16 protein-coding genes are annotated in these 16,963 nt (G+C 51.6%); 7 read left to right on the top strand and 9 right to left on the bottom strand.

The features are described 5' to 3' along the window. Nucleotides 1-9: 9 nt before the first annotated feature. The 3 genes from QVF11_RS01005 to QVF11_RS00995 form a co-directional block, all read right to left on the bottom strand. Complete coding sequence (locus tag QVF11_RS01005) at nucleotides 10-1,098, bottom strand: sugar kinase (protein ID WP_287854881.1); 1,089 nt, start codon at nucleotides 1,096-1,098, stop codon at nucleotides 10-12. Nucleotide 1,099: 1 nt separating this feature from the next. Further along, nucleotides 1,100-1,957 (bottom strand): deoxyribonuclease IV, encoded by an 858-nt coding sequence (nfo, locus tag QVF11_RS01000; protein ID WP_142512974.1) that lies wholly within the window; start codon nucleotides 1,955-1,957, stop codon nucleotides 1,100-1,102. Nucleotides 1,958-2,053: 96 nt separating this feature from the next. Further along, nucleotides 2,054-3,103 carry a YeiH family protein gene (locus tag QVF11_RS00995; protein WP_142512973.1) on the bottom strand — a complete coding sequence of 350 codons (1,050 nt, stop codon included), beginning with the start codon at nucleotides 3,101-3,103 and terminating at the stop codon, nucleotides 2,054-2,056. A 179-nt stretch (nucleotides 3,104-3,282) separates the two neighbouring features. Between QVF11_RS00995 and yieE the strand changes: the two genes are divergently transcribed. From yieE to cirA, 3 genes are all read left to right on the top strand, one after another. Beyond that, entirely contained in the window at nucleotides 3,283-4,149 is an 867-nt protein-coding gene (yieE, locus tag QVF11_RS00990; RefSeq protein ID WP_112213086.1) for a DNA-binding transcriptional regulator YeiE, read from the top strand. Between the two features lie 149 nt (nucleotides 4,150-4,298). Continuing rightward, nucleotides 4,299-5,768, top strand: coding sequence for an amino acid permease (locus tag QVF11_RS00985; RefSeq protein WP_112213087.1), 1,470 nt, complete (start codon nucleotides 4,299-4,301; stop codon nucleotides 5,766-5,768). A gap of 303 nt (nucleotides 5,769-6,071) precedes the next feature. Continuing rightward, a complete protein-coding gene (gene cirA, locus QVF11_RS00980; protein WP_112213088.1) occupies nucleotides 6,072-8,045 on the top strand; it encodes a catecholate siderophore receptor CirA in 1,974 nt (657 codons plus the stop codon). 682 nt (nucleotides 8,046-8,727) lie between these two features. On the opposite strand, the gene QVF11_RS00975 is transcribed toward cirA, so the two are convergent. From QVF11_RS00975 to QVF11_RS00965, 3 genes are all read right to left on the bottom strand, one after another. Then, nucleotides 8,728-9,213: a GNAT family N-acetyltransferase gene (locus QVF11_RS00975; RefSeq protein ID WP_287854878.1), complete on the bottom strand. Its 486-nt coding sequence runs from the start codon at nucleotides 9,211-9,213 to the stop codon at nucleotides 8,728-8,730. Continuing rightward, entirely contained in the window at nucleotides 9,201-9,467 is a 267-nt protein-coding gene (locus QVF11_RS00970; RefSeq protein ID WP_032611697.1) for a type II toxin-antitoxin system TacA family antitoxin, read from the bottom strand. Before QVF11_RS00970 ends, QVF11_RS00975 begins: the two co-directional genes overlap by 13 nt. Before the next feature lie 283 nt (nucleotides 9,468-9,750). Then, complete coding sequence (locus tag QVF11_RS00965; RefSeq protein ID WP_287854875.1) at nucleotides 9,751-10,620, bottom strand: LysR family transcriptional regulator; 870 nt, start codon at nucleotides 10,618-10,620, stop codon at nucleotides 9,751-9,753. Between the two features lie 153 nt (nucleotides 10,621-10,773). On the opposite strand from QVF11_RS00965, the gene QVF11_RS00960 reads away from it, so the two are divergent. After that, nucleotides 10,774-11,463 (top strand): aspartate/glutamate racemase family protein, encoded by a 690-nt coding sequence (locus QVF11_RS00960; protein WP_287854873.1) that lies wholly within the window; start codon nucleotides 10,774-10,776, stop codon nucleotides 11,461-11,463. Here QVF11_RS00960 and QVF11_RS28600 read toward each other — a convergent pair. The 3 genes from QVF11_RS28600 to fghA all read right to left on the bottom strand — a co-directional run bounded on the left by QVF11_RS28600 (nucleotide 11,447) and on the right by fghA (nucleotide 13,399). Then, the gene (locus tag QVF11_RS28600; protein ID WP_353738503.1) at nucleotides 11,447-11,791 is read right to left on the bottom strand and encodes an IS3 family transposase; all 345 of its coding nucleotides are present in this window, start codon (nucleotides 11,789-11,791) and stop codon (nucleotides 11,447-11,449) included. The two genes, QVF11_RS00960 and QVF11_RS28600, sit on opposite strands and share 17 nt — an antisense overlap. Beyond that, nucleotides 11,788-12,297, bottom strand: coding sequence for a helix-turn-helix domain-containing protein (locus QVF11_RS00955; RefSeq protein WP_287854871.1), 510 nt, complete (start codon nucleotides 12,295-12,297; stop codon nucleotides 11,788-11,790). The genes QVF11_RS28600 and QVF11_RS00955 overlap by 4 nt, the downstream gene beginning before the upstream one ends. A gap of 268 nt (nucleotides 12,298-12,565) precedes the next feature. Beyond that, nucleotides 12,566-13,399, bottom strand: a complete 834-nt coding sequence (gene fghA, locus QVF11_RS00950; protein WP_287854869.1) for an S-formylglutathione hydrolase — start codon at nucleotides 13,397-13,399, stop codon at nucleotides 12,566-12,568. Between the two features lie 368 nt (nucleotides 13,400-13,767). Here fghA and folE point away from each other — a divergent pair, with 368 nt between their 5' ends. The 3 genes from folE to galS all read left to right on the top strand — a co-directional run bounded on the left by folE (nucleotide 13,768) and on the right by galS (nucleotide 16,787). Further along, nucleotides 13,768-14,436 (top strand): GTP cyclohydrolase I FolE, encoded by a 669-nt coding sequence (folE, locus tag QVF11_RS00945; protein WP_110272395.1) that lies wholly within the window; start codon nucleotides 13,768-13,770, stop codon nucleotides 14,434-14,436. Between the two features lie 15 nt (nucleotides 14,437-14,451). Further along, nucleotides 14,452-15,609, top strand: a complete 1,158-nt coding sequence (gene yeiB / locus QVF11_RS00940; protein ID WP_287854867.1) for a DUF418 domain-containing protein YeiB — start codon at nucleotides 14,452-14,454, stop codon at nucleotides 15,607-15,609. 155 nt (nucleotides 15,610-15,764) lie between these two features. Then, nucleotides 15,765-16,787: an HTH-type transcriptional regulator GalS gene (gene galS / locus QVF11_RS00935; protein WP_112213092.1), complete on the top strand. Its 1,023-nt coding sequence runs from the start codon at nucleotides 15,765-15,767 to the stop codon at nucleotides 16,785-16,787. The last annotated feature ends 176 nt before the right edge of the window (nucleotides 16,788-16,963 follow it).

The raw sequence follows: 16,963 nt of genomic DNA, 5'->3' as shown, positions 1-16,963 counted from the left end.
TGCACGGTGTTATACGCCTGAAAGTAAATTGAGTGCGTTATCGACGGATAAAGAAGGGTTGTTGATACTGTCACTGGCGCGGGTGAGGGCGGTGCAAGCCATGGCAAAAGCGGCGCTCTCTTTAAAATCGCTACCATCAAGATAGCTGTAGAGCAGCCCGGCCATCAGCGCATCGTCAGCACCAAAACTGTCTACCGTCGTGTGGCCTGGCAGGCTCATCTGGAAACGTTCACCGCCTGCTTCGCTACAGAAAATAGAATCGTCTTCTGAACAAATCACCACCCGTTGAGTTCCCTGTTCGTGCAGCCATGACAGCGCTCGATCGCGATCTGCATCGCTGGCGATCGTCTGTCCCCAGAGGATTTGTAGTTCGCGCAGCGTAGGTTTGAGGGTATGAATTTTCCCCAGCCACGGGCGGATGCGATGTGCTTTAAACTCCGACACCGTATCGACAAACACCGGAATAGCGCTTGCCAGCGTAAATACCCACTCCAGCGACGACTCCGTTAAATTACAGTCGACCAGAACGACGCCCGCATGAGTTAACAGATCCCGGTACTGATTGAGTAACTGTGGGGTAAGCGACTGTAAAATATGGGTATCATTGATCGCCAGAACTGTCTCTTCCTGCGGATTGGCGATGGATAAATAGGTTGCGGTGTTGTGGCCGTGCAGGCGAATACAGCTCTGCACGTTAACCCCGGCCTGGCGGGTTTGTTCCAGCAACGTTTCACCGTAGAAATCGCTGCCAACGGCGGAAATTAAATGCACATCGCGGCCCAGCAGCGCCAGGTTGTGCGCGATATTGCGCGCCACGCCGCCTGCAGAACACTGGATATTACCCGGGTTTGAAACCGGCTGCGGATAATGAATATCGGCAATCCCGCGAATATCCATATTGATGGCCCCCAGCGAGACGCAATACTCCTGCTCGGTCAGGATGTAGCCTTTTCCCTTAATAGCCCCTTTGCGCGTGAGATCCATGATGTGTGCGGCTACGCGGGAACGACTAATCTGCAGAATGTCGGCAATCTCGTGCTGCTGAATGAGCGGGTTACGCCGCAGCATTTTAAGGATCTGCTTTTCCCTATCGTTCATATCAGACCACGGCCTCTTCTGTTTGCTGGGCCCGCAGCCAGGCAATTTCTTCCGCCCAAATATCAGGATTGATCGTTTCCAGAATTAGCGGGATGCCGTCAAAACGGGGGTCCTGCATTATCCAGCGGAAAGCATCGTGGCCAATATTACCTTCGCCCAGGCTGTGGTGACGGTCAACGCGGCTGCCGAAAGTGCTTTTCGCATCGTTCAGGTGCATACCGCGCAGATACTGAAAACCGACAATGCGTTCGAAATCAGCGAAGGTTTTCTCACACTCTTCGGCGCTACGCAGGTCGTAACCAGCGGCAAAAGCGTGGCAGGTATCAATGCACACGCCCACGCGGGATTTATCTTCCACGCCGTCGATGATGGCGGCCAGATGCTCAAACTTAAAGCCCAGATTGCTGCCCTGACCGGCGGTATTTTCAATCACTGCCGTCACGCCTTCGGTTTTTGCCAACGCGATATTGATGGATTCAGCGATGCGCGCCAGGCACTGGTCTTCGGGGATCTGCTGTAAATGACTACCCGGATGGAAATTGAGTAACGTCAGGCCCAACTGCTGGCAGCGGGAGAGTTCATCAATAAAGGCATCGCGGGATTTTTCCAGCGCGTCCGCAACCGGGTGGCCAAGGTTTATCAGATAGCTGTCGTGGGGCAGAATTTGTCCGGGTCCGAAATGATACTTTTCGCAGGCGGCTTTAAATTCAGCAATGGTCTCGTCGCTCAGCGGAGCGGCGCGCCACTGGCGCTGGTTTTTGGTAAAGAGGGCGAAGGCGGTCGCGCCGATTTCGGCTGCGCGAATGGCGGCATTGGCCACTCCGCCGGAGGCGCTGACGTGCGCTCCAATATATTTCATAAAAAAACTCCAGTTAAGCCGCTGGTTGGAGAGTAATGATAGCGGCTTAGCCGGAGAGTTACACCTGCCTTAGCACAACCTCGTGAGCGAAGAGCTTCAGGCCAGCAGGCTGTGAATAGCCAGGTTAATCGCGCCGCCGCCGACAATCAGCCAGACGAAGAGCATTAGCGCCATCAGCAGCGGTTTGGCACCGGCTTTTTTCAGCGCGCTGACGTGGGTGGTCAGACCCAGGGCAGCCATCGCCATTGCCAGCAACACGGTATCCAGAGTCACCAGCATATCGACAACCGCTTTCGGCAGCAGGTGGAAAGAGTTAAACACCGCCACCACAATAAACAGGATCGCAAACCACGGAATGGTGATTTTGCTTTTTTCACCGCTTCCCGCCGGGGTTAACTGCTTAACGCGAGCGGCCAGGAACAGCAGGAACGGAGCCAGCATCATGACGCGCAGCATTTTTGCGATGACCGCTGCGTTTTCCGCATCCGGGCTGACGGCATGACCGGCTGCCACAACCTGGGCAACTTCATGCATGGTGGAACCCATATAGATACCGTAGGCTTCCGGGGTAAACCAGTGCGCCAGGAAAGGGTAGATTGCCGGGTAGAGGAAGATAGCAATGGTCCCGAAAATCACCACCGTCGCGACGGCTACCGTGACTTTACTGGCTTCCGCTTTCACCACCGGTTCGGTGGCCAGTACCGCTGCTGCGCCGCAGATACTGCTGCCGGCACCAATCAGCCAACTGGTATGCTTATCCAGGCCGAAAACCTTTTGCCCTAAAAAACAGGCGATAAAAAAGGTGCTGGAAAGCGTCAGAACGTCAATGACGATACCGCTTACGCCAACATCGGCAATCTGGGCGAACGTCAGGCGAAAGCCGTATAAAATAATGCCCAGACGCAGCAGGTGCTGTTTGGCAAAGATTACGCCGCCGTCACAGGACTGCCATATTTTGGGGTAAATCGTATTACCGATCACCATGCCGAACAGAATAGCCAGCGTGAGTGCGCTGAAGCCTGCACCTGCGATGGCTGGAAAACTACCGGCCCACAGTGCAGCGCCAGTTAATACGGCAGTCAGCGCCAGTCCAGGTGCAAAGTGCCACAATGGGCGATGTTTAGTCGGTAAAGTGAGTGCTGTCATAACCTTCTCCTTTGTCTGGGAAAAGCATACGACTCGCTGGTTTAAATATAAAATTGATTATATATTTATAATTAATCGAAATAAGTGGTATACGAGCTGTTTCGCGTTTTTGGGCACTGTTCCACAAACATCAAGCTGTCGGAGAGCCACGCTGTATATAAATGAAGGCAGGAAAGGCTATGCATATCACGCTACGACAGCTGGAAGTTTTTGCTGAAGTTTTAAAGAGCGGCTCTACAACACAGGCATCGCAAATGCTGGCGCTTTCGCAATCGGCAGTCAGCGCGGCGTTGACCGATCTGGAAGGCCAGTTGGGCGTGCAGTTGTTTGATCGTGTCGGCAAGCGACTGGTAGTTAATGAACATGGCAGGCTGCTTTATCCGCGAGCGCTGGCGCTGCTGGAGCGCGCGCTGGAGATAGAACAGTTGTTTCGCGGCGACAACGGCGCGATTCGCGTCTATGCCAGCAGCACTATCGGCAACTATATTCTGCCGGAAATCATTGCGCACTATCGACGCGATCTCCCGGATTTACCGCTGGAACTAAGCGTGGGGAATAGCCAGGACGTCATTAATGCGGTGGCTGACCTGCGAGTGGATATCGGGCTGATTGAAGGCCCTTGTCACGCAGCAGATATCATTGCCGAGCCGTGGCTGGAAGATGAACTGGTGGTCTTCGCACCGCCAGATTCGCCGCTCCTTGAGGGGGAGGTGACGCTGCAACGGCTGGCGGAAGCGCCGTGGATCTTGCGCGAACACGGATCCGGAACCCGAGAAATTGTCGACTACTTATTATTGTCGCATTTACCGGCGTTTCATCTGGGGATGGAGTTGGGCAACTCTGAAGCCATTAAGCATGCAGTGCGTCATGGTTTAGGGATTAGCTGCCTGTCACGAAGAGTGGTGGCGGAACAGCTTGAGGTCGGGTCGTTGGTGGAGCTGACCATCCCACTGCCGCGTTTAACCCGCACGTTGTGGCGTATTCATCACCGGCAGAAGCATATTTCTAAGGCATTACAACGTTTTCTGCATTATTGCGAAGTGTAGAACCAGGGCTGGCATTTCCTGGATTTAATGCTTTACTAATAATCCATGCTCGATCATGAAGCTCTCTTATAACTTTGCATTTGTATCGGATGGATCACAGACACTCTGCTACAATCTCGCCTCGTTTTTTGGATGGATAGCATTTTCACATGGTTTCGGATACTAAAACCACAGAAGCGCCCGGTTTACGTCGTGAACTGAAGGCGCGCCACTTGACCATGATCGCTATTGGCGGTTCCATCGGTACAGGTCTTTTTGTTGCCTCTGGCGCAACCATATCTCAGGCGGGCCCAGGCGGCGCGCTGCTTTCTTATATTCTTATTGGTCTGATGGTCTACTTTCTGATGACCAGCCTTGGCGAGCTAGCGGCTTTTATGCCGGTATCTGGCTCTTTTGCCACCTATGGGCAAAATTATGTCGAGGAAGGCTTCGGCTTTGCGCTGGGCTGGAACTACTGGTACAACTGGGCGGTAACCATCGCCGTTGACCTTGTTGCCGCTCAGCTGGTGATGACCTACTGGTTCCCTGATGCGCCCGGCTGGATCTGGAGCGCGCTGTTCCTCGGCATTATGTTCCTGCTGAACTGGATCTCGGTAAAAGGTTTTGGCGAAGCGGAATACTGGTTCTCCCTGATTAAAGTCGCCACCGTCATTATCTTTATTATCGTCGGTGTGATGATGATCCTCGGTATCTTTAAAGGGGCACAGCCCGCAGGCTGGAGCAACTGGGGTATTGACGATGCACCATTCGCTGGTGGTTTCTCGGCGATGATTGGTGTGGCGATGATTGTCGGCTTCTCGTTCCAGGGAACCGAGCTTATCGGTATTGCGGCGGGCGAGTCAGAAAACCCGGAGAAGAATATTCCACGCGCCGTGCGTCAGGTGTTCTGGCGTATCTTGCTGTTCTATGTGTTTGCAATTCTGATTATCAGCCTGATCATTCCGTATACCGATCCGAGCCTGCTGCGTAACGACGTAAAAGATATTTCCGTGAGTCCGTTTACGCTGGTGTTCCAGCATGCGGGTCTGCTGTCGGCGGCGGCGATTATGAACGCGGTCATTTTGACGGCGGTGCTGTCGGCGGGTAACTCCGGGATGTATGCCTCCACGCGTATGCTCTACACCCTGGCCTGTGATGGTAAAGCGCCGCGCATTTTCTCTAAGCTGTCAAAAGGCGGAGTGCCACGTAATGCGCTGTATGCCACTACGGTGATTGCGGCACTGTGTTTCCTGAGCTCAATGTTCGGTAATCAGACCGTTTACCTGTGGTTGCTGAACACCTCCGGGATGACCGGCTTTATTGCCTGGCTGGGGATTGCCATTAGCCACTATCGTTTCCGTCGTGGCTACGTGCTGCAAGGACATGATCTGAATAATCTGCCTTATCGTTCAGGATTCTTTCCGCTGGGACCGATCTTTGCCTTTGTTCTGTGCCTGATTATTACGCTTGGTCAGAACTATGAAGCGTTCCTTAAAGACACCATCGACTGGGGCGGCGTCGCTGCAACGTATATTGGTATACCGCTGTTCCTGGTTATCTGGTTTGGCTACAAACTGGCGAAGGGGACGCGTTTTGTCCGCTACAGCGAAATGAAGTTCCCGGAGCGTTTTAAAGGCTAAGGCGAGCGATCATAATAGTTAAAGCCCTCTTTTAAAGAGGGTTTTTTTATGCCTGGATTCATTACAAATTGATACATTTCTCCATAATTGTATTGATAATTGTAATCATTATCTTTATCATTTTCACTAAATTCAGGATGAAGCCAATCCCCATATCTTGCAGACGGTCAGACTGACAAGGGGCGACCAGCCACATCTACTGTAAAAAAATAGCGTGCATATCGCCGATAGAGCGACAGGCCGACAGTACCTGTGAGCAGCACCCTTTTGTTTGTTTTGTAGTACACCTCATGGAGATATGGAATGTTCAGGTTAAATCCTTTTGTCCGGGCCGGATTATGCGCGTCCGTCGTATCACTGGCGTTTCCGGCTCTCGCCGATGTTAATGAAGAAACGCTGGTCGTCACCGCTGCGGCAACTGAACAGAGCGTAAAAGATGCTCCTGCCAGTATTAGCGTTATCACCCAACAGGATTTGCAGCGTAAACCGGTACAGAACCTGAAAGATGTACTGCGGGATGTTCCTGGCGTGCAGCTCACCAACGAAGGGGATAACCGCAAAGGCGTAAGTATCCGTGGCCTTGATAGCAGCTATACGCTGATCCTTATTGATGGCAAACGCGTTAACTCGCGAAACGCCGTGTTCCGCCACAACGATTTTGACCTCAACTGGATCCCGGTGGATGCCATTGAACGTATCGAAGTTGTGCGCGGACCGATGTCCTCACTTTATGGTTCCGATGCCCTTGGCGGCGTGGTGAATATCATCACCAAAAAAGTCGGCCAACAGTGGACCGGTACTCTGAGCGCCGACACCACCATTCAGGAACATCGCGATCGCGGTGATACCTATAACGGTCAGTTCTTCACCAGCGGCCCGCTGATTGACGGCGTGTTGGGTATGAAGGCCTACGGCAGCCTGGCTAAACGTGCCAAAGACGATCAGCAGGCTTCCAGCAATGCTGCAGGCGAAACGCCGCGCATTGAAGGCTTCACCAGCCGCGACGGTAATGTCGAATTTGCCTGGACCCCAACGGACAATCAGGATATTACTGCGGGCTACGGTTTTGACCGCCAGGATCGTGACTCCGATTCTCTCGACCGTAACCGTCTTGAGCGCCAGAACTACTCTCTGAGCCACAATGGTCGCTGGGATGTTGGCAACAGCGAGCTGAAATTCTACGGTGAGAAAGTCGATAATAAAAACCCAGGCCAGGCCGGGACGATCACTTCTGAAAGCAACTCCGTAGATGGTAAATACGTCCTGCCGCTAGGAATGATTAACCAGCTACTGACCTTCGGCGGTGAATGGCGCCACGACAAACTCAAAGATCCGGTTAACCTGAGCAGCGGCGGCAAATCTACCTCCGCCAGCCAGTACGCACTGTTCCTTGAAGATGAATGGCGAATCATCGAGCCGCTGGCGTTAACCACCGGTATTCGTATGGACGATCACCAGACTTATGGCGATCACTGGAGCCCGCGTGCTTACCTGGTCTATACCGCCACCGACACCGTGACCGTGAAGGGCGGCTGGGCGACGGCATTCAAAGCGCCATCCCTGCTGCAGTTGAATCCAGACTGGACTACCAACTCCTGCCGTGGTTCATGCAGTATTATCGGTAACCCGGATCTGAAACCGGAAACCAGCGAAAGCTTCGAGCTCGGTCTTTATTACCGTGGCGAAGAGGGCTTGCTGGAAGGTGTGGAAGGGAGCGTCACGACTTTCCAGAACAACGTTGATGATATGATTGATATCCTGCGTACCTCCAGCGCTAGCGAAGCGCCGGGCTACCCGAACTTTGTCGGCTGGAAAACGGTCAACGGCAAGCGAGTGCCGGTCTTCCGCTACTTCAACGTCAACAAGGCGCGTATCAAAGGGGTTGAAACCGAAGTGAAAGTGCCGTTCGGTGACGAATGGAAGCTGACGGTGAACTACACCTATAACGATGGTCGCGACCTGAGTAACGGCGGCGATAAACCGCTGCAAACGCTGCCGTTCCATACTGCCAACGGCACCCTCGACTGGAAACCGCTGGACGACTGGTCCTTCTACGTGACTGCCAACTATACCGGCGAGCAGCGTGCGGTCAGCTCTACGGGCAAAACGCCGGGTGGCTACACTATGTTTGATATCGGCGCGGCGTGGAACGTGACTAAAAACGTCAAACTGCGTTCCGGCGTGCTTAACGTCGGCGATAAAGATCTGAACAGAGATGATTACAGTTACACCGAAGAAGGCCGCCGTTACTTTATGGCCGTCGATTACCGCTTCTGATTAGGCCAATAAAAGAGGGCTGGCAGGTTTCCCTGTCAGCCCTCGCTAAAGGCGCTTGTGGCGAAGCCGGACAGCCTCAGGCCTGAAAAGCGGTGGAAAATCCCACCGCTCCAGGTTGCTACTTACCGGGGCGAATATTGGTACGAATACTGCCGCAAATATTTCCAATATACCCTAAATAATTCGAGTTGCAGGAAGGCGACGACGCAGGGAGTCCCGGGAGCTTACTTAAGTAAGTGACTGGGGTGAGCGAGGAAAGCCAACGCACATGCAACTTGAAGTATGAAGGGTATACGCACGATTAGCAGACACCAGATCAGGGCGTTATGTGGCACCTTCATGGCTTGTTCTCTTTGCCTTTCGGCGGGTAAGAGACTAACCTGATGTTGTCTTGACATACAGATAGCCTCGTGGTGTACCGACCCCAAAAAGTTGGACAGATTAACCGAGGCATCAGAGAAAGAGTCCATTTAATACATGGGCTCTTTTTTGTTCCCTATAAAGCTAAATAATCAATTTCGCAGCCGTATTATCCATTCCACAGCATTCCTACTGCTCGTGCATTCTTGTCTAGCCAATGAATCGTTCACCATCTTCTCTCATGAAGTATGTCTATTGAACTAACCGCATGCGCACCATTTAATTATTGCTCATAAAGTTCCGAACATAAGGTCCTTTCGCATTACTGAGGAAGTCTGAGGAACAATGTCCGCGGCTGAGTTTGTGATGGTTTGAAACCATGGTGAATGTAGAAATTTTTGGCTTCTTCTGTGAGCGCATGAACCATGATTGCACGTACTCCAATATTCTCGGCAACCCGATAGCAACGAAGCACTGCATCATGAAGTAAATCAGCGCCAAGCCCTTTTCCGCGCAATGAGAGATCGACAGCAAGGCGGGCAAGTATAATGACAGGGATGGGATCTGGCATGTTACGCCGAAGATTCCCTGTCGCTTCAGTATGATTGACGCTCCCGGTGGCCAGAGAGTAAAAGCCGGCTATTTGATTCGTATCTTTCTTACATACCACAAACGTTCTGGCCGCTCCGAGAGCCTGGTTTTTAAGGCCTTTCTGCTTTAACCAGTCATCGAGCACAGTTTCACCGCTGACGACCTCAGCCACCTGATGAAAAGCGGACAGAGGTTCTGGTGCTGTTACATGTCCCACTGAGGTTTCCTTGCCAGCAGTTTTTCGATAATGGGATCATCTGCGACCGGTGCATCAAGCATATCGATGAACTCCGCATATTGCTCATCGTTAAAGTTAAATACCCGGCGATCGAGGATCACATTCTCGGCAGCCTGACAGGCCATTTCAAGAATGAAATCTGTACGTGATTTGTGGAGGATTTCCGCAGCCGCATCTATGAGCGCCCGCTGCGATTCCTTAGCTCTAAGGTTAAGTTGAACATCTGATTTCATAGGACACCCCCTGTATAGCGTTTGCTTTACAAGAATAGCACAACGACCGCGTATAGCAAATGCTATACAGTGAGTTATCTTTTTTTAATAGTTTTGAATACTGATGTCCGCTGTGTGCCAAAAGCGGAAGTTGCCTCAACGAACGAAAAGCGGATTAAAGCCGGGCATTAGCGTTTGGCAGTATGGAAAAGGCTATTAACATATTTTCACCCGATAGGGATTTCGACATTACAGACACAGTAAATCGGCCATAATCTCAAACCAGATTGCAGTATCTTACCTGTCAGGTACTTCCAACGTTTGAGGACAAGATATCAATCAGGGCACATGTATTAGCCGTGAGCCCTCCCTTACGCCATATCAGTTCCGTTGTTATTTGACTATTTTCACTTTCAAAAGGATGGATTGTGATGAGTTCCTGTGTCGGAAACGTATCGAGGATTGTTGTTGGTATCACGCCCGCCCCCATTCCTGCACTGACGCCGCCCAGAATGGCATGGTAGGAAGACATTTCTGCCAGCCTGTAAGGTCTGATCCCAGCCTCTCTGAACCAGGTTGTTAGCCGGTCGCGATAGGAGCAGCCGTCGCTGAATACCAGCAATGTTGTGTGAGTTAAATCGGCAGCAGAACGTATCGGCGGGAAATTTGCTGCGGCGATAATAACCAGTTCTTCCTTGTAAACAGCCATGCGTTCCAGTCTGTCATCATCTGGAGCGTCAGCAATGAAGGCTGCATCAAGTTCGTGACTAAGTACTGCATCGAGCAATGTGCGGCTTATCCCGGTAACCAGCTCCACCGACACTGATTGATGTTGCTGGTAGAGGTGCGCCAGTGGTTCTGGCAACCTTGTTGCTGCCATACTGTCGAGCGCACCCAATCGGAACCGACCGCCAGGTACCGGCCTTACCATCTGCTGTTCTGCTAAAGTGACCAGCTCGATAATCTTCAGTGCATTGTCATAAAGCACCTGGCCTTCATTTGTCGGAAGAAACCGACGACCAGACTTAACAAACAGTGTGGTGCCGAGCTGGCTCTCCAGGTTCTGAACTCGTGTGGTGATTGCTGAGGGGACTCGGCAGAGCACCTTTGCTGCTGCAGTAATGGTGCCTGTTTCTACCAGTGCTATGATGGTTCGGAAGTCTGCTACATCCATAATTTCACCACAATTGAAAATTGGATTCTATTTAATTCAATTGAAATGAATCTACATGTTTTTTAATTTATTTACTCCATTTAAACAGCTACCAGCCCCGCAGTTAGTCTCAACCACTTGTTGATCCTGGCATCGGGAGCTGCTGAGGGTAAAATGAAGAAACTTGGATTAATCGGCGGCACCGGACCTGAGTCAACATTGCTCTACTATCGCAAATTTGTTTATGAAGCTAACAAAAGAGTTGGCGATACATTCTTCCCGTCTCTAACTATTGAAAGTATCAACGTATATGACGTCCTGGCCATGTGCGGACGGAAAGATTACGAAGCGCTGACGAAGTACCTGGCAAAGGCTGTCGGGAATCTGGTTGCCGCAGGGGCTGAAGTCGTCGCCTTGACCGGTAACACGCCACATATCGTCTTCAATGACCTCCAGTCATGTACAACGGTTCCGCTTGTCAGCATTATCGAGTCCACTTGTGCAGAAGTTCAGACTCAGAGCCTGAAGAAAGTCGGGCTCGTGGGAACACGATTTACAATGGAGGCTGACTTCTTCAAACAGCCTTTCACTGAAGCTGGCATCCAGGTGGTTGTCCCGCATGGAGATGAGATAGATTACATCGCAGATAAAATCCACGATGAACTCGAAAGAGGCGTTGTAAAGCCACAGACGCGAGACAAGTTTACCGCTGTAATTGAGCGGATGTATCAGGATGAAGGCATTGAGGCCATCATTCTGGGATGCACTGAGCTTCCCCTTTTGTTCGCGGGTACAGAGTTGCCTGTTAAAGCACTGGATACGGTTGATACTCACATTGAGGCTTTGTTTAAAGCTCTTCAGTAGCATTTAACACGAATTTTTCGTAAAGAACCGGGAGCGCGACCTGCTCCCTCTTTAGCGTCATAACATTCATAAGGCGTTGAATAACCTTGTGATTGATTACACAGGCTTCTCGTTTTAAAGCTATCGTTATTCTGCGGTAGCCATAACGCCCGAAATTATCATTATAGATCTCCCTGATTCTGCATTTTAAATCAGCATATTTGTCAGGTGCTTTAAGTGCTTTCAGGTGATAGTAAAAGGTGCTACGGGGAATGTCCGCTATTTGGAGAAGTTCATCAAATGGGTAATGCTGCCTCAGTTCATCAATAACTTTGACTTTATCCCTCACCGAACCAAGGCTTTCAGCTTTTTTAGGTATAAAACCTTCAATTCCAGATATTTGACTCTCTTTTCAAGTTCATTGATACGCTGGATTTTTGAGCGTTCAATTGCAGCCTCAACCGCTTCAGGCGTTTCTTTCATATGAAACTCTCTTCTTTTCCCAACGCGAAGAGAACGAAGGCCGTCATATCCATTCTTATCGAAAACTTTCAACCACTTAGCTATTACACCAGGGCCCGCGATCATATATTTAATAGCGACCTGATTATAGGACATCTTCCCTTCCAGCACGTCCTTAATAGCGGCTACCCGGATCTCAGGGTCTACAGACACTCCTTTATATTTGGGTCTGAGTTCCTCTTCGCCATAGGCATCATAGGCGGCTATCCACATCCTCACCTGCGTTCTGGGGATGTTAAAACGTGCAGATGTTAACCGATAACCTTCGTCAGTATTTAAATAGTGCATAACCACTGCAAGGCGCACTTCGAAAGGATATTTACGTTTTGACATGGGACTCTCCAGTAAGAGAGTCCAACAAAATGGGTGCAGTTCATGGGTGAGTAATATTACCTTCGGGGCTTTCTTCTTTCTGCCTCAGTACAACGATAAAGCTCAATATTGCCATGAGGCGAAAGCCTCAAGCGCCGCTAAAAATCATACGCCTCGAAACCAGGAAATATACTATCTCTCTGTATATATTAGTTTTTATGACTATTTGATGGCGAGGGGTTTTGTATATGAATGCGCCGTGAACGTTCTTCACGGCGTATTGAAAAGATTATTTAAAGAGGTGTTGGGCATGAAAACGCAGGTGATCCTCAATAAATGAGGCAATAAAATAGTAGCTGTGATCGTAACCGGGCTGAATACGCAGGGTTAACGGCCAGCTTTTCTGGCGTGCGGTTTCCGCCAGCACCGCCGGTTGCAACTGCTCAGCGAGGAATGAATCGCTATCGCCCTGGTCAATCAGTGTTGGGATAGCATTCTTCTCCTGACTGGCTTGCATTAAGGCGCAGCTATCCCACGCCTGCCACGTTGCTTCATCGGTTCCCAGATAAGCGGTAAACGCTTTTTTACCCCATGGAACCTGAGTCGGGTTAACGATTGGCGCGAAAGCCGACACGCTGGTGAAACGACCCGGATTTTTCAACGCCATAACCAGCGCGCCGTGACCACCCATCGAATGCCCGCTGATAGCGCAGCGCTCGCTGACTTTGAACTCGCTGGTGATAAGTTGTGGCAGCTCGTCGCGAAGATAATCGTACATGCGAAAATGTGCGGACCACGGCGCCTGGGTGGCATTGAGATAAAAGCCTGCGCCTTTGCCCAGATCGTAGGCGCTATCGTCAGCAACGCTATCGCCACGCGGGCTGGTATCCGGCATCACCAGCGCAATACCCAGCTCGGCGGCGACCCGCTGTGCGCCCGCTTTGGTGGTAAAGTTTTCATCGTTACAGGTCAGCCCGGAAAGCCAGTAGAGAACCGGCGGCGTATCTGTGCGAGATGGGGGGAGAAAAATACTGAACGTCATGGCGCAGTTCAGCGTCGTGGAGTCGTGCCGCCAGCGTTGCTGCCGACCTTCATAACAGCGGTGCTCTTCGAGCAGTTCCATGCAGGGCTCCTTATGGGTTTTGCGCGTAATTTTCCATAATACAGATATTTCATTCGCCCGTGAGTAACTTTCACTTTCTCCTTTTCGGAACGTATTGCATCATTAATGCAACTTTTAGCCAACAGACTGAAGTTGCCATCGCGTCAGGAATTGCACTATGTGCCTGGTATTGTGTTGGTTGCGGCAATGGGAGTAAGGCGTTGCGTGACGCATCGGAATGCGCCGGTCTGGCGGCGTGGAACGAGAGGTGACGCCAATTTCAACAATTATCGATGCGGCTACTGGATTCTGTGCGTCACCTCACGCACAATGAATACAAACTTTGCCCTCAGAAGAGCAAAGAGCGCCACACCTGCAGGAGAACAAAAATGTCATCACTGAGTAAAGAAGCCGTACTCGTTCATGAAGCGCTGGTCGCTCGTGGGCTGGAGACGCCGCTGCGTCCGCCAGTGCAAGAAATTGATAATGAAACTCGCAAGCGTCTGATCGCTGGACACATGACCGAGATTATGCAGCTGTTAAACCTTGATCTAAGTGATGACAGCCTGATGGAGACGCCGCATCGTATCGCAAAAATGTACGTTGATGAGATCTTCTCCGGCCTGGATTATGCCCGCTTTCCCAAAATCACCGTCATCGAAAATAAGATGCAGGTTGATGAAATGGTGACCGTGCGTGATATCACCCTGACCAGTACCTGTGAACACCATTTTGTGACGATTGACGGTAAAGCGACGGTGGCCTATATCCCGAAAGATTCGGTGATTGGCCTGTCGAAAATCAACCGTATTGTGCAGTTTTTCTCCCAGCGCCCGCAGGTGCAGGAGCGACTGACGCAGCAGATCCTCACCGCGCTGCAAACGCTGCTGGGCACCAGCAACGTCGCGGTCTCGATCGATGCGGTTCACTACTGTGTAAAAGCGCGCGGTATCCGCGACGCGACCAGCGCCACCACCACCACATCGCTGGGCGGCCTGTTTAAATCCAGCCAGAATACTCGCCAGGAGTTCCTGCGCGCTGTACGTCACCACAACTAAGACGGAGCAGGATACATGGAGAGAAATGTCACGCTGGACTTTGTCCGCGGCGTTGCCATCCTCGGTATCCTGCTACTGAATATAAGCGCCTTCGGTTTGCCGAAGGCTGCTTACCTCAATCCGGCGTGGTCCGGGAGCATTTCTGTTAGCGACGCCTGGACCTGGGCAATTCTCGATTTGTTTGCGCAGGTCAAATTTCTGACGCTATTCGCACTGCTATTTGGCGCAGGGCTTCAGCTTCTGCTGCCGCGCGGTAAGCGCTGGATCCAGTCGCGCCTGACGCTGCTGGCGCTGCTTGGTTTCATTCACGGCCTGTTTTTCTGGGACGGTGATATTCTGCTGGCCTATGCGCTGGTAGGACTGGTTGGATGGCGGATGGTGCGCGATGCTCATGATGTTAAATCCCTCTTTAATACCGGCGTGGTGCTGTACGTTATCGGCGTGGCGGTACTGCTGTTGCTGGGACTGATTTCCGGCAATACGCCCAACCGTTCATGGGTGCCGGATGCGGCGAATTTGCAATATGAACAGTTCTGGAAGCTGAAGGGCGGCTTTGAAGCGGTGAGCAATCGCGCCGATATGCTATCGGATAACCTGCTGGCGCTGGGTGCGCAGTACGGCTGGCAGCTAGCGGGAATGATGCTGATGGGGGCGGCGCTGATGCGCAGCGGCTGGCTCAAAGGGCAGTTTAGCCTTCGTCACTATCGTCGTACTGGCGCATTGTTAATTGTTGCCGGAATGGCGGTCAATTTACCCTCTATCCTTGCCCAGTGGCATGTTGGTTGGGACTACCGCTGGTGCGCATTCTTGCTACAGGCACCGCGCGAGCTAAGCGCACCGCTGCAAACTATCGGCTACGCAGCATTAGCCTGGGGATTTTGGCCGCATCTGTGCAAGTTTCGCCTCACAGGGGCGATTGCCTGCGTCGGGCGCATGGCGCTCACCAATTATCTTTTGCAAACCCTGATTTGCACTACGCTGTTTTACCGCTTTGGCCTGTTTATGAAGTTTGACCGCTTACAACTGTTAGCCTTCGTGCCGCCGGTATGGGCGGTTAATCTTATCTTTTCGTGGCTTTGGCTGCGTCATTTCCGTCAGGGCCCCGTTGAGTGGCTATGGCGTCAATTAACCCTGCATGCGTCAGGGACATCATTAAAAGATACATCAAGATAACGATCTGGATCACAATCATTAACAAAATGGATGTAACCGTTTCCATCCTTGTGACATCACTCACGTAGCGTGCAGCGCGTCGCTGCCAGAATAGCCACCTTGCTGAACACAGGAGGTGAGTGTGACGTACTGCAATTCTCTAAAGGTCGGTGAGTATGATCACCATTCGTGATGTCGCCCGTCAGGCGGGTGTTTCCGTCGCGACGGTCTCACGTGTGCTCAATAACAGCGCGCTGGTGAGTCCGGATACGCGAGAAGCGGTAATGAAAGCGGTCACGCAGTTGGGTTATCGACCCAATGCTAACGCTCAGGCGCTGGCGACGCAGGTCAGCGATACCATTGGCGTGGTGGTAATGGATGTATCGGATGCCTTTTTCGGCGCACTGGTCAAAGCCGTGGATACCGTCGCCCAGCAGCATCAGAAATATGTGCTGATTGGCAACAGCTATCATGAAGCGGAAAAAGAACGTAACGCCATTGAGGTGCTGATTCGTCAGCGCTGTTCGGCGCTGATTGTCCACTCCAAAGCGCTGAGCGACGCGGAACTGGGTGATTTTATGGAACATATGCCGGGAATGGTGCTGATTAACCGCATTGTGCCGGGATATGCCCATCGCTGCGTCGGGCTGGATAACGTTAGCGGCGCGTTGATGGCAACCCGAATGCTGCTCAATCATGGTCACCAGCGCATTGGCTACCTCTCTTCCAATCACGGTATTGAAGATGATGATATGCGCCGGGAAGGGTGGCTCAGGGCGTTACATGAGCAGGGCATTACCGCTCCCGATAGCTGGGTCGGTTCGGGGTCGCCGGATATGCAGGGCGGAGAGGCCGCAATGGTTGAACTGCTGGGGCGTAATCTTGGTTTGACCGCCGTCTTTGCCTACAACGACAGCATGGCGGCTGGTGCATTGACTACCCTGAAAGACAATGGCATTGCCGTGCCGCAGCATCTCTCGCTGATCGGTTTCGATGATATCCCGATTTCCCGTTATACCGACCCGCAGCTGACGACGGTGCGCTACCCCATTATGTCGATGGCGAAACTGGCGACAGAGCTGGCGCTCCAGGGAGCGGCTGGAAAGCTTGATCGTGAGGCTAGCCACTGCTTTATGCCGACGTTGGTGCGTCGACATTCGGTGGCGCAGAGGCAAATTGTGGGTTCGATCACTAACTAGTTATCTGCCTGATGTAACCGCTTTCAATCTGTGAGTGATTTCACAGTTTGTTAACATTAAGCTGACTATGATTGCTGCGTTTACGAGTCTGGACATACTATGTCACGGTGATTAATCACTTTTACAGTAGTCATCGGCAGTTAAACGATAGATAAAGCCGTTTTTCAGGAGCGTTA

Source organism: Klebsiella sp. (genome assembly GCF_027492335.1).
In the GTDB taxonomy this organism is placed as follows: domain Bacteria; phylum Pseudomonadota; class Gammaproteobacteria; order Enterobacterales; family Enterobacteriaceae; genus Klebsiella; species Klebsiella huaxiensis.
The sequence above is the reverse complement of the archived record's forward strand: the minus strand, read 5'-3'. Positions and strand labels throughout refer to the sequence as shown.

Coding starts and splice junctions, on each gene's coding strand:
- QVF11_RS01005 (WP_287854881.1), bottom strand. CDS start 1,098: ATGAACGATAGGGAAAAGCAGATCCTTAAAATGCTGCGGCGTAACCCG.
- nfo (WP_142512974.1), bottom strand. CDS start 1,957: ATGAAATATATTGGAGCGCACGTCAGCGCCTCCGGCGGAGTGGCCAAT.
- QVF11_RS00995 (WP_142512973.1), bottom strand. CDS start 3,103: ATGACAGCACTCACTTTACCGACTAAACATCGCCCATTGTGGCACTTT.
- yieE (WP_112213086.1), top strand. CDS start 3,283: ATGCATATCACGCTACGACAGCTGGAAGTTTTTGCTGAAGTTTTAAAG.
- QVF11_RS00985 (WP_112213087.1), top strand. CDS start 4,299: ATGGTTTCGGATACTAAAACCACAGAAGCGCCCGGTTTACGTCGTGAA.
- cirA (WP_112213088.1), top strand. CDS start 6,072: ATGTTCAGGTTAAATCCTTTTGTCCGGGCCGGATTATGCGCGTCCGTC.
- QVF11_RS00970 (WP_032611697.1), bottom strand. CDS start 9,467: ATGAAATCAGATGTTCAACTTAACCTTAGAGCTAAGGAATCGCAGCGG.
- QVF11_RS00965 (WP_287854875.1), bottom strand. CDS start 10,620: ATGGATGTAGCAGACTTCCGAACCATCATAGCACTGGTAGAAACAGGC.
- QVF11_RS00960 (WP_287854873.1), top strand. CDS start 10,774: ATGAAGAAACTTGGATTAATCGGCGGCACCGGACCTGAGTCAACATTG.
- QVF11_RS00955 (WP_287854871.1), bottom strand. CDS start 12,297: ATGTCAAAACGTAAATATCCTTTCGAAGTGCGCCTTGCAGTGGTTATG.
- fghA (WP_287854869.1), bottom strand. CDS start 13,399: ATGGAACTGCTCGAAGAGCACCGCTGTTATGAAGGTCGGCAGCAACGC.
- folE (WP_110272395.1), top strand. CDS start 13,768: ATGTCATCACTGAGTAAAGAAGCCGTACTCGTTCATGAAGCGCTGGTC.
- yeiB (WP_287854867.1), top strand. CDS start 14,452: ATGGAGAGAAATGTCACGCTGGACTTTGTCCGCGGCGTTGCCATCCTC.
- galS (WP_112213092.1), top strand. CDS start 15,765: ATGATCACCATTCGTGATGTCGCCCGTCAGGCGGGTGTTTCCGTCGCG.